We start from the raw sequence: 11842 nt of genomic DNA on the forward strand, positions 1-11842 counted from the left end.
TCCTCTGCATTGCCGAAACGTCTAGCGGACGGACGCCAGCGGCTCGGAGTCCCGGATCTCCGGGAACCGCCGTGCCTCGCCGAACCAGCGCCGTAGCGCCTCGGCGAGCGGGCCCGCGCCCGGCGCCGCCCAGGCGACGTAACCGTCGGGGCGGATCAGCACCGACTCCGTCGCGGCGCCGCCCTCCTCCGGGCCCGCCGGGAAGCTCTTCACGCGGACCGTTTCGACGCGGTCGGACCATCCGGCGGCGCACCGGCCGACCTCGCCCGAGTCGTCGGCGGTGACCAGCACGCCCCGCGCCGGGTGGAGCAGGCGCGCGATCCGCTCACTCCCGCCGCCGGCGAGCTCGAGCTCGCGGTCGGCCATCCGCGCGCCCAGCAGCGGATGCCCCTGGTCGTCAACGTCGTAGCGGATGTCGAACCCGCTCACCATGCCGGACAGATGCCGCGCCACCGCCGGGATCGCGACGAGCTCCGTCATGACGGCCCGCAGCGGCTCGACGGACCTGCCGCTGAGGTTGAGCGTCCCCTGGGCGCGCGTGTTCCGGAGCACCCGCTCACCCACGGGGTGCCGCTCACCGTGGTAGGTGTCGAGCAGGCCGTCGGGCGCCCAGCCACGGACCGTCGCGGCCAGCTTCCAGCCGAGGTTGACCGCGTCCTGCACCCCGACGCTCAGTCCCTGACCGCCGGCCGGGAGATGGATGTGCGCGGCGTCCCCCGCCAGCAGCACCCGGCCGCGCCGGTACTCGGTGGCCTGGCGGGTGGCGTCGGTGAAGCTGCTCACCCAGCGCGCCTCCCCGCCGTGGATCGACTCGCCGGTCAGCCGCTGCCAGGCGTCCGCGACGTCGGCGAAGGTCACCTGGCGGTTCCGGTCCGGCGGCGGCGTCCCGTTCTCGCAGACGATGATGCGGTGGTAGCCCTTCTCCAGCGCGGCCGACATGACCATGCCGTTGGGCACCAGCTCACCGATCATCCGCGGCCGGATGTCGCAGCCGGTGACGTCCGCCAGGTACATCTCGCGGGTCGCGTCGGAGCCGGCGAAGTCGAAGCCCACGAGCTCCCGGACCGTGCTCCGCCCACCGTCGCAGCCCACCAGGTAGCGGGCCGAGCACTCGCCATGGCCGTCCGGACCCTCGACGACCGCGGTGACGCCGTCCCCGGTGTCCTCCAGGCCCGTGACCTCGTAGCCGCGGCGCAGCGACACGCCCAGTTCGAGGGCCCAGCCCTCGAGCATCTCCTCCAGCTTGTACTGGGGTACGCCGCGCACTCCGAAGTGCGAGCCCTCGAGCACCCCGTAGTCGATCGGGATGCCGCCGAAGTGACCCTGCCGGGTGATCTCGGCGTTCTCCAGCCGATCGAGGAGCCCGCGCTGGTCGAGGATCTCGGTCGCCCGCGCGGTGAAGCCGATGCCGCGCGACTCCCAGCTGCGCTCGGTCCGCCGCTCGAAGACGGTGACCTCCGCGCCGCCGAGACGCAGTTCACCCGCGAGCATCAGTCCCGTCGGCCCGGCACCGACGATGATCACATCAGTATCCATGTCCTGTCCTCGGCTTCGCGTGGGGGCGTCTGGAGGCCGGTGTCGCTTCCGGGGCTTCAGGCGGGGACCGCTTCGATGATCGAGACCGGCGAGGTGGTGGGGACCGCTCCGACGACCTTCAGGCCCGCCTTGGCGAACAGCTCGGTGTACTCCGGCAGCGTGCGCTCCCTGGCGCCCAGGAGCAGGAGGAGCCACAGGTCGATGATGTTCCCGATGTGCCGCTCGTTGTTCCCGTTCAGCACGTACTCGATGACGAGCACCTTGCCGTCGGAGGCCATCGCCTCACGCACGTTCTTCAGAACCGTGAGGCACTCGGGCTCCTGGAAGTCGTGCAGGATGTGCTTGAGCACGTAGGCGTCCGCGCCCGCCGGCAGCTTGTCGAAGAAGGTGCCGTTCTTGATCGTGACCCGCTCCGCGACGCCGGCCGCCTCGAACACCTGCGGCGCGTCCGCGGTCGAGGACTCGGAGTCGTACAGCACGCCGTGCGAGCGGGGCGCCCGCGAGAGGATCCCCGCCAGGAGGGCCCCGCGCCCGCCGACGACGTCCACGATCGTGCGGAACCGCGAGAAGTCGTACGCCGCCAGCACCGGATCCGTCTCCGGATCCGACATGCTGCGCATTCCCTGGAAGAACACGCCCGCGTACTCGGGGTTCGCCATCAGGAACTCGTACGCGCCCATGCCGCGCAGCTTCGGCATGTTGGCCTCGCCGGTGCGCACGGACTCGAGCAGGTGCCCCCAGTCCTCCCAGAGCAGGGAGTGGCCCAGCAGCATGGCGATGCCGCGCATCGAGTCCGGCGCGTCGTCGCGGAGCGCCTCGGCCATCGGCGTCAGCTCGAACCGGCCGTCCGGCCGGACCGCGAACACCGAATAGCCGGACAGCGTGCGCAGCAGCCGGCGCGTCGCCTCGGGGTCGGTTCCCACCCGCTTGGCTATTTCCTCCGCGGGCAGCGGCCCGTCGCCGAGAACATCCGCTATACCGAGCTTGGCCGCGACAGAGATCGCCTGGGTTATCACCGCGCCTTGAATCAGATCGAGCAACGAGTAAGCGGCGGACTGATCCCGCACCGCAGGCGACGTGGCCATGGTTTCCCTCCTGAATTCCTAGCCGCTGGGTGCCGACGATAGGTCGGCGCGTTTTCGGCCCGCAACTTCGGTTTTGCGGTGACCCTCGTGAACGTTCAACTGAAAAAGCGCGGCAGTCGAACTCGATCGGATCAACCCGCGCTCGACCAGAATTAGTGGAATCACCGCCAGACTGCTGCGACACCGTATTCATGAAAGGAGCAGGCCGAATGACGGACAACGGACAGCAGGTCGCGCTCGTCACCGGCGGGACGAGCGGCATCGGCCTGGCGGTCGCCGAGACCCTCGCGGCTCGCGGCCTCAAGGTCTTCATCTGCGCGCGGAACTCCGAAGCCGTCGAGGAGACGGTCGGCAAGCTCCGGTCGAACGGTCACCAGGCCGACGGCGTGGCCGCGGACGTCCGGCGTCCGCAGGACGTGAAACGCCTCGTGAGCACCGCCGTGGAGCGGTACGGACAGGTCGACGTCCTGGTGAACAACGCCGGCCGCAGCGGCGGCGGCGTGACGGCGGAGATCGAGGACGAGCTCTGGTACGACGTCATCGACACCAACCTGAACAGCGTCTTCCTGATGACCCGCGAGGTGCTCAGGTCCGGGGGACTGCTCGAGCGCGGCTGGGGACGGATCATCAACATCGCGTCGACCGGCGGCAAGCAGGGCGTGGTGCTCGGCGCTCCCTATTCCGCCTCCAAGCACGGCGTCGTCGGGTTCACCAAGGCGCTGGGCCTGGAACTCGCGAAGACGGGTGTCACCGTCAACGCCGTCTGCCCCGGATACGTCGAGACCCCGATGGCGCAGCGGGTGAGGCAGGGCTACGCCGCGCACCACGAGACGACCGAGGAGGCGATCCTCGAGCGCTTCCAGGCGAAGATCCCGCTCGGCCGCTACTCCACCCCCGAGGAGGTCGCCGGCCTCGTCGGTTACCTGGTCACCGACGCTGCCGCGCCCGTGACGGCCCAGGCGATCAACGTCTGCGGCGGCCTCGGGAACTACTGAGGCGCGGCGTTCCCGACGCGAACGACGGACCCCTCATCCGGATCAGCGGTCCTGCTCCGGATGAGGGGTCTTCTTCGCCGAACTCACCCGCCTGGACGCGGCGTCCAGGCGGGTTCTTCGTCTCCAGGCGGGTGCCTCCGCGGTCGGCGCCGCGGCCGAGGTCACCGGGGCGGCTGGGCCTCCGGCGCCGTCCAGTTGTCGCGCAGCCAGTCCTCGAGGGTCGTGAGGTCCGGTCTCATGCTCCGGAGCCGGGGCAGGTCGGCGCGGTAGCCTTCGCGCTCGAACCAGTCGAACATGGTGGCCAGGTCCTCGCGAACCGCACGGAGCCGCTCGATGGGCTGCTCCTTGTACCGGGTCGGGATGCCGGACACCCGCTCGAAGGCCTCGGCCATCCGCGGTCCGGTCAGTTCGTCGCTGGCGATCTCGACCTGCCGGCCGAGCCAGCCGCCCGGGTCGTCGAAGGCGTCCGCGGCGAACGCGCCGATGTCCCTGGTCGCGATCACCTGGACGGCGGTCTCGGGGCGCAGCCACAGCCCCAGGACGAGCTCGCCGTCCACGAGACGTGGACCGATGTCGTGGAAGACGTCGTAGAACATGGTCGGCCGCAGGACGGTCGCCGGCAGGCCGAGCTTCTGGATGTGCTGCTCGATGTTCCACTTGCTCTCGAAGTGCGGTACGCCGGTCGAGCGCTCCGCGCCGCCGACCGAGCTGTAGACCAGGTGGGCCACCCCGGCGTGGGCCGCGGCGTCGGCCACCGCCTTGCCCTGGCGTTCCTCGGCGTCCACCCCGCCGGGCGTCCGGAAGGTCTGGACGCTGAAGACGCCGTGGACCCCTCGCATCGCCGCCCGCAACGACGCCTCGTCCTCCATGTCACCGCGCACGAGCACCGCGCCCGCGTCCGCGAGCGCCCGCGCCGCGGGCGCCCGCGGGTCACGCACCAGAGCGTGCACCGTGTGCCCACGGCGCAGCAGCTCGCGCGCCGTCGCGCCGCCCTGCCGTCCGGTACCGCCCAGCACCAGGATCGTCCCGTCGACCGCCACCGCGTTCCTCCCTGTCCATTCGCTGTCGGAATCCCGTTCTCCGGGGGCTACCACGGGACGATCCCGTCCTCCGACAGGCACGATCCCGACGGTCCCGCGGCGTCCAGCAGCGCCAGCCGGACCGCGATCACGGCTCCCTCGGCGGGAGTCCGTCGTCCTTGATGGTGGTTGATGTCCGTGGCCACCACTCCGGGGTTGGCCGCGTTGACCTTGATCGGCGTCCCCCGCAGCTCCTTCGCGTACGCGACCGTCAGGGCGTTCAGCGCGGTCTTCGAGGACTGATAGGCGATCATGTTGAGGCGCGCGAACGGGGAGGCCGGATCGGAGTTGAGAGCCAGCGATCCCACGTGGCTCGACATGTTCACGACGCGCCCCGCTTCCGAACGGCGCAGGAGCGGCAGCATCGCGTTGGTCACGGACACCACGCCGAAGACGTTGGTCTCGTAGACCTCCCGCAGGTCGTCGGCGGTCGCCTCACTGGGGGTTCCGGTGAAGCCACCGGCGATGCCGGCGTTGTTCACCAGGATGTCCAGGCGGCCGTAGCGCCGTTCGATCTCCGTCGCGGCGTCGGACACGGTGGTCGCGTCCCGCACGTCGATCCGCAACGGCACCGCGGCGATGCCGCGGGCCGCCAGCGAGTCGGCCGCGTGCTTGCCGCGCACCTCGTCCCTGGCGCCGACGAGGACGATGACCCCCCGTTCGCCGAGCTGCCGTGCCACCTCATAGCCGATGCCCTTGTTGGCGCCCGTGATCAGCGCGATCTTCTCGACCGGCACGTCGGGACTCCCTTCCCGTCGCAGGAGGCTCGCCTCAGGCGCGTCTCGTCTCTTCGCGGTGCGTGCCGCGCCTCGGGCGATCCGCCGCGCGCTGCCACGGGTCCGGCAGCCGGCCCGCCGCGCCGGGACGCGCCCACGCTCCGCTCCCCCATGACCGCCGCACCGCCGTTCCAGAGAAAGCGGCATGCGGGTCGCCGAGCGGTCCACCTTCGATGACCAAATTGCCGATGCGGACGATGCCAGGCCGCATATCGATCCTTTCACTTCACGTGATCGCAGGACTCTCGCGTTCACCATGAAGGGCCGTATGTCCCGTCGGCATCTTCGATATTGCCGTGAAAACGGCAGTGTGTTCAAAACGGCGGCGTGTTCAACCGGCGAAATCCACAGTTGAACGAACACCTCTTCGCCCGGCACCTGCATTCCTCATATTGAAGCCGAGCCATGAGGGTGTGTAGTTTGACGCTGCCGATTCTCCAGATACAGCGTGCGGAAGGCCAGAACATGAGAACTGGCGTAATAGTCGTCGGCGCCGGACCGGTCGGTTTGATGCTGGCCGGGGAGCTCCACCTGGGCGGGGTGGACGTCACCGTCTACGACAGACTGACCGCCCCGACCGGGGAATCCCGCGCCCTCGGCTTCAACAGGCGCGCGGCCGAATCGCTGGATCAGCGCGGGCTGCTCCCCCGGCTGGGCGGCTTCCGGTGGGGCCCGATGGGCCACTTCGGCGGCGTCCGTTTCGACCTCGGCATGCTGGACGAGAATCACAGCGGCGTGCTGGGCCTGTCCCAGGCCAGGACCGAGGAGATGCTGGGCGGCCGGCTGGCCGAGCTCGGGGTGCCGGTGCGACGCGGGTACGAGGTGACCGGCCTGCGCGAGACACCGGACGGCGTCGTGGTCGCCTTCGAGGGGCCGGACGGCCCCGGTGAGGACACCGCCGCGTACGTGGTCGGCTGCGACGGTGCGCAGAGCACCGTCCGTACGCTGGCCGGCATCGACGCTCCCGGCCGGGCGGCCACCCGGGGCATGTACACCGCGGAGATCAGCGGGATCGCGCTGCGCCCACGGCCGATCGGCGAGCGCCTTCCCGGCGGCAACATGGTGGTGTGCACTCCCCTGGGAGACGGCCGCTTCCGTATCGTGATCCACGACAGGAGCCTGCCCCCTGACCCCGACCCCGGCGCCCTGACGTTCGGCGAGGTCGCCGACGCGTGGCAGCGGCTCACCGGCGAGTCCATCCACGACGCGCAGGCCCAGTGGCTGTGGGCCTGCGGCAACGCCGCCGGGCTGGCCACCGAGTACCGGCGCGGCCGGGTCCTCCTGGCCGGTGACGCCGCGCACGCGATACCGCCACTGGCGGCGTGGGGGCTGAGCGCGGGTCTGCAGGACGCGGTGAACCTCGGCTGGAAGCTGGCGGCGGTGATCAACGGCTGGGCGCCCGACGGCCTGCTCGACACCTACCACGCCGAACGCCATCCCATCGGACGGCAACTGATCCGCAACGCGCAGGCGGCGTCGATGCTCTACCTCGGTGACGCCGACATGGACCCGATGCGCGAGGTGATGGGCGAGCTGGTGGCGTACAAGGACGCCGCCGGCCACCTGGCCGGGATCGTGAGCGGGCTGGGCATCCGCTACGACATGGGACCCGGCGACCACCCCCTGCTGGGCAAGCGCATGCCACCCGACCAGGAACTCACCCTCACCGACGGCACCCGCACCCGCATCGCCGACCTCCTGCACACCGCACAAGGCCTCCTCATCACCACCACCGGCCAGACCGACCAACCCGCCCACGACCGGACCGACCGCCTCCACACCCTCACCGCCACCTGGGCCCCCGGCCACGACCCCGGACTCGACACCGTCCTCATCCGACCCGACGGCTACATCGCCTGGACCTCCCCCGGCACCGACACCCCCCTCACCGACGCACTCGACCGCTGGTTCGGCACCACCCGCACCACCGTCACCGCGCAGCCGGCCGGCCGTTGACCGGCGGCACAAGACCGAACGGGAGCGTAAGAATGACAAGGGACGTGATAGTCGTCGGCGCGGGCCCGGTCGGGCTGATGATGGCCGGCGAGCTCCGCCTGGGCGGCGTCGAGGTCGTCGTCTACGAGAAGCTGCCCTCCCCGCCACGGGAGTCGCGTGGCGCCAGTTTCACGCGGCGTACCGCCGAGTGCTTCGATCAGCGGGGGCTGCTCGGCAGGCTCGGTGAGACCGAGCCCGCCGACAGTCATTTCGGCGGTGTGCCGATCGACCTCGGCATGTTCGAGGAGAATCACTTCGGCGCCAGGGGGATCTCTCAGTTCCGCACCGAGCGGATGCTGGAGGGCTGGGCGACCGAGCTCGGCGTGCCGATCCTGCGCGGATATGAGGTGACCGGCTTCCGCGAGACGCCGGACGGCGTCGTCGTCGCCTTCGATGGGCCGGACGGGCCCGGTGAGGACACCGCCCGGTATGTGGTGGGCTGCGACGGGGGGCGGAGCACCATCCGCAGGCTGGCCGGCATCGACTTCCCCGGCCCGGAGCCCACGCGCGGGTTCTACACGGCCGATGTGACCGGGATCGAGACCCGTCGCCGGCGCATCGGCGAGAACCTGCCGGGCGGCAGCATGGTCATGGCGATGGACCTGGAGAACGGCGTCACGAGGGTCGTCGTGCATGAGAGGGGCATGCCGCCGCGGGACCGCGACTCGCTCAGCTACACCGAACTCGCGGACGCGTGGCAGCGGCTCACCGGCGAGTCCATCCACCACGGGGAGTGCCGCTGGATCAGCTGCTTCACCGACGCCTCCCGGGTGGCCTCCGAGTACCGGCGCGGCCGGGTGTTCCTCGCGGGCGACGCCACGCACGTGCAGCCTCCGGCCATGGCGCAGGGACTGAGCGTGGGCGTGCAGGACGCGGTGAACCTCGGCTGGAAGCTGGCGGCGGTGATCAACGGCTGGGCGCCCGACGGCCTGCTCGACACCTACCACGCCGAACGCCAGCCGATCGGGCGGCAGTTGGCGCGCAACGCCCGCGCGGCGATCGAACTGCGGCTCACCGGCGAGGAGATGGACCCGATCCGCAGCGTGATGGGCGAGCTGGTGGCGTACAAGGACGCCGCCGGCCACCTGGCCGGGATGCTGAGCGGGCTGGGCATCCGCTACGACATGGGACCCGGCGACCACCCCCTGCTGGGCAAGCGCATGCCACCCGACCAGGAACTCACCCTCACCGACGGCACCCGCACCCGCATCGCCGACCTCCTGCACACCGCACAAGGCCTCCTCATCACCACCACCGGCCAGACCGACCAACCCGCCCACGACCGGACCGACCGCCTCCACACCCTCACCGCCACCTGGGCCCCCGGCCACGACCCCGGACTCGACACCGTCCTCATCCGACCCGACGGCTACATCGCCTGGACCTCCCCCGGAACCGACACCCCCCTCACCGACGCACTCGACCGCTGGTTCGGCACCACCCGCACCACCGTCACCACCGGTCCGGCCTAGGGACGTCCACCCACGCTCGACTGCGGCTAAAGACGGCTTTGCCAGGCTCCTCGGGTGCGGCGCAGAGAGGAGCGAACGCAATGGTTCGTAACAATGGGCAGGCCGTCTTGATCGCAGGCGGCTTCGGTTCTGTCAGACCGGAGCACGACGAATCGGCAACCGACGACGGATTCGATCTGAAGAATTTCGATAAGCTACCGGCACAGGATGTGGCGGTAAGCGCGTTGTCTTCTGGATTGTACCTGCGTCAGGGCGGAATGAATGCCGCTCACGTTCAATTGCTCATCGACGCAGCGGGCTCATCGGAGCTCCCGCCCATCCTCGTTCAGGAGGACGGCTGGCGCGTCATCGACGGGCTGCACAGGCTGGAGGCCGCCCGGCTCCGCGGCGACCACACCATAAAGGCGCGCTTTCTCGACTGCACGGACTCCGAGGCGCTCGTTCTCGCCATGAAGGCGAACAGTTCCCACGGGCTGCCGCTGTCGAGGGCCGACCGCGTCGCCGGGGCCAAGCGGGTCCTGACCGCTCACCCCGACTGGTCCGACCGCGCCCTCGCCGACATCACCGGGCTCAGCGCGAAGACGATCGCGTCGTTGCGCAGCAGGTCGTCGGACGGGACGCGGTCGGGCGGCAAACGCCTCGGCCGCGACGGGAAGCGGCGCCCGGTGACCGCCGGCGAGGGCAGGCGCCGCGCCGCGGAGTACATCAGCGCACATCCGAACGCGCCGCTCAGGCAGGTCGCCAGGGAGACCGACGTGTCACTCGGCACGGTGCACGACGTGAGCGCCCGGCTTCGCCGCGGCGTCAGCCCGGAGCGCAACGGGCACCGGGCGGCGGAGGCGGCGGCCGTGCGCCCGGTCGGCGTGGTCACCGAGACGGTCACCCCGGGGCCGGAGGCCGGCGCCACCCCGCTGCGGCGCAAGAACCACATCGACACCCCGCTCACCTGGGCCGAAGTGGCCGCCAAGGTGGCCAACGACCCGGCCATCCGCTACACCGAGGGCGGTAAGGAGTTCCTTCGGTGGATGGGGTTGCACGCGACCGATCCGGACCGGTGGCGGCAATTCCTTAACGCGATTCCGGCGCACTGGCTCAGCGTCATCGCTCCGATAGCCGAGAGCATCGGCAAGGAATGGAGCATGTTCGCCGAGCGAATCAAGAACAGGCAGGAAACGGTCCGGTAGTCATCCGGAGCGCCGCCGGGGGAACCCCTGCGCGGAAGGCGTCCCCCCGCGGCCGGCCGAGCGTTCACGTGGCCGGGACCGGAATCCTGAGATCACCCGATCCGAGCCCACCCACGCTCGACCGAGATTATTGGAGCCCCATTCAGACTGCTGCGGAGACCGTTCTCACGAAGGAGCAGGCGGAATGGCGGACAACGGACAGGATCGGACAGACGGGGCGCCGCATGTGGTCGTCGTCGGGGGCGGCATCGCGGGGCTGGCGGCGGCGTTCTACCTCAAGGACGAGCCGGTACGGGTGACGGTCCTCGAAGGATCGTCCAGGCTCGGCGGGAAGCTGGCCGTGTCGGAGGTGGCGGGCGTCGCCGTCGACGAGGGCGCGGAGGCGCTGTACGCCCGGCGTCCGAAGACGACCGGGCTGCTGAAGGCGGCCGGGCTCGGCGACCGGATCACGTTGGCGGGCACCAAGGCGGCCGCCGTCTGGACGAGGAACGAGATACGGTCGCTGCCCGGCCGCCAGATCATGGGCGTGCCCGGCGACCTGGACGAGCTCGCCAGAACCGGCATCCTGTCCGCCGACGGGGTGGCCCGGGCACGGGAGGACTCCGAACTGCCTCCGTCCGACCGGAACGGAGACGTCTCCGTCGCCGCGTACGTCGCGGGGCGGCTCGGCCAGGAGGTCGTGGACCGCCTCGTCGACCCGTTCGTCAACGACGTCTACGCCGGCCGCGCGGAGGAGCTGTCGTTCGAGGCCACGCTGACCCCGCTGGCCGTCGCGTCCCGCAGGTACCCGTCGCTCGCCGCCGCGGCCGCCTCGGTGACGCCGCCGCCGGACCCGGCCGAGGAGAAGATGCCACCGGGCATCGCCACCCTCACCGGCGGGCTCGGCACGCTGCCCGACCACCTCGCGGAGGTCGTGCTCGCCGCCTCGCCCGGAGCTGCCGTACGGACGGGGGCCACGGTCACGCAGCTCGCGCGGAGTGAGCGCGGCTGGCGGCTGACCGTGGAGTCCGCCGCCGGCCCGGAGCACATCGACGCGGACGCGGTGGTGATCGCCGTTCCCGCCGGCCCCGCCGGCCGGTTGCTGGCCGGGGTGCCCGGGGCGACGCAGGCCGCCACCGGGCTCGCCGAGATCCCGTACGCCGACACGGCGATCATCACGCTCGCCTACCCCCGCGCGGCGTTCCCCGGCGAGCTCACCGGCCGGAGGCTCAGCGGCTACCGGGTTCCGGTGGTGGACGGGCGTACGGTCAGCGCGGTCACGTTCACGACCGTGAAGTGGCCGCACCTGGCGGGCGAGGTGGAGATCGTACGGTGCCAGGCGGGCCGGATCGGCGACGAGAAGCTGCTGCAGCGCGACGACGCCGACCTCGCCGCGGTGGCGGCGTCCGAGCTCGCCGAGGCCACCGGCGTGGCCGGCGGTCCGGTGGCGACCCGGGTCACGCGGTGGGACGGCTCGCTGCCGCAGTACACGGTCGGCCACCCGGACCGGGTGGCGCGTATCCGCGCCTCCGTGGCGGAGCAGCCCGGCCTCGCGGTCTGCGGCGCCGCGTACGACGGCGTAGGGGTCGGAACGTCCATCGCGACGGCGCGTAAGGCCGCCGACCAGGTCCTCGCCTTCCTGCGAAAGGACGCCGCCGCTCCTGCCGGACGGTGAGATCGAAGGCCGCCGGCGCCGGCTCCCCAGGGTCGTGGGGCCGGCGCCGGCCGACATGAACACGGG

10 protein-coding genes are annotated in these 11842 nt (G+C 71.1%); 6 read left to right on the top strand and 4 right to left on the bottom strand.

All coding sequences use genetic code 11. The features are described from left to right. Positions 1–21: 21 nt before the first annotated feature. Positions 22–1536 carry an FAD-dependent monooxygenase gene (locus tag NDW01_RS23790; RefSeq protein ID WP_252823514.1) on the bottom strand — a complete coding sequence of 505 codons (1515 nt, stop codon included), beginning with the start codon at positions 1534–1536 and terminating at the stop codon, positions 22–24. Between the two features lie 56 nt (positions 1537–1592). After that, a complete protein-coding gene (locus NDW01_RS23795; protein ID WP_252823517.1) occupies positions 1593–2621 on the bottom strand; it encodes an acetylserotonin O-methyltransferase in 1029 nt (342 codons plus the stop codon). 209 nt (positions 2622–2830) lie between these two features. On the opposite strand from NDW01_RS23795, the gene fabG reads away from it, so the two are divergent. Continuing rightward, complete coding sequence (gene fabG, locus NDW01_RS23800; RefSeq protein WP_252823529.1) at positions 2831–3616, top strand: 3-oxoacyl-ACP reductase FabG; 786 nt, start codon at positions 2831–2833, stop codon at positions 3614–3616. Positions 3617–3777: 161 nt separating this feature from the next. Here the strand turns inward: fabG and NDW01_RS23805 are convergent, their stop codons facing one another. Together NDW01_RS23805 and NDW01_RS23810 are read right to left on the bottom strand one after the other, a co-directional pair. Further along, entirely contained in the window at positions 3778–4656 is an 879-nt protein-coding gene (locus NDW01_RS23805; RefSeq protein WP_252823531.1) for an NmrA/HSCARG family protein, read from the bottom strand. 47 nt (positions 4657–4703) lie between these two features. After that, on the bottom strand, positions 4704–5432 hold the full coding sequence (locus NDW01_RS23810; protein WP_252823533.1) for an SDR family oxidoreductase: 729 nt from the start codon (positions 5430–5432) through the stop codon (positions 4704–4706). Between the two features lie 184 nt (positions 5433–5616). Between NDW01_RS23810 and NDW01_RS23815 the strand changes: the two genes are divergently transcribed. From NDW01_RS23815 to hemG, 5 genes are all read left to right on the top strand, one after another. Continuing rightward, positions 5617–5826, top strand: coding sequence for a hypothetical protein (locus NDW01_RS23815; RefSeq protein WP_252823535.1), 210 nt, complete (start codon positions 5617–5619; stop codon positions 5824–5826). Positions 5827–5936: 110 nt separating this feature from the next. Then, positions 5937–7427, top strand: a complete 1491-nt coding sequence (locus tag NDW01_RS23820; RefSeq protein WP_252823538.1) for an FAD-dependent monooxygenase — start codon at positions 5937–5939, stop codon at positions 7425–7427. 32 nt (positions 7428–7459) lie between these two features. Beyond that, positions 7460–8938: an FAD-dependent monooxygenase gene (locus NDW01_RS23825; protein ID WP_252823541.1), complete on the top strand. Its 1479-nt coding sequence runs from the start codon at positions 7460–7462 to the stop codon at positions 8936–8938. 80 nt (positions 8939–9018) lie between these two features. Beyond that, positions 9019–10122: a ParB/RepB/Spo0J family partition protein gene (locus tag NDW01_RS23830; protein ID WP_252823543.1), complete on the top strand. Its 1104-nt coding sequence runs from the start codon at positions 9019–9021 to the stop codon at positions 10120–10122. 184 nt (positions 10123–10306) lie between these two features. Then, complete coding sequence (gene hemG, locus NDW01_RS23835; protein WP_252823545.1) at positions 10307–11776, top strand: protoporphyrinogen oxidase; 1470 nt, start codon at positions 10307–10309, stop codon at positions 11774–11776. The last annotated feature ends 66 nt before the right edge of the window (positions 11777–11842 follow it).

This window comes from Actinoallomurus soli, assembly GCF_024055715.1.
Lineage (GTDB): Bacteria > Actinomycetota > Actinomycetes > Streptosporangiales > Streptosporangiaceae > Actinoallomurus > Actinoallomurus soli.

What these genes read in the sequence shown, in the direction of transcription:
- NDW01_RS23820 (WP_252823538.1), top strand. Translation starts at nt 5,937, where the DNA reads ATGAGAACTGGCGTAATAGTCGTCGGCGCCGGACCGGTCGGTTTGATG.
- NDW01_RS23825 (WP_252823541.1), top strand. Translation starts at nt 7,460, where the DNA reads ATGACAAGGGACGTGATAGTCGTCGGCGCGGGCCCGGTCGGGCTGATG.
- NDW01_RS23815 (WP_252823535.1), top strand. Translation starts at nt 5,617, where the DNA reads ATGCGGGTCGCCGAGCGGTCCACCTTCGATGACCAAATTGCCGATGCG.
- NDW01_RS23830 (WP_252823543.1), top strand. Translation starts at nt 9,019, where the DNA reads ATGGTTCGTAACAATGGGCAGGCCGTCTTGATCGCAGGCGGCTTCGGT.
- NDW01_RS23790 (WP_252823514.1), bottom strand. Translation starts at nt 1,536, where the DNA reads ATGGATACTGATGTGATCATCGTCGGTGCCGGGCCGACGGGACTGATG.
- NDW01_RS23795 (WP_252823517.1), bottom strand. Translation starts at nt 2,621, where the DNA reads ATGGCCACGTCGCCTGCGGTGCGGGATCAGTCCGCCGCTTACTCGTTG.
- hemG (WP_252823545.1), top strand. Translation starts at nt 10,307, where the DNA reads ATGGCGGACAACGGACAGGATCGGACAGACGGGGCGCCGCATGTGGTC.
- fabG (WP_252823529.1), top strand. Translation starts at nt 2,831, where the DNA reads ATGACGGACAACGGACAGCAGGTCGCGCTCGTCACCGGCGGGACGAGC.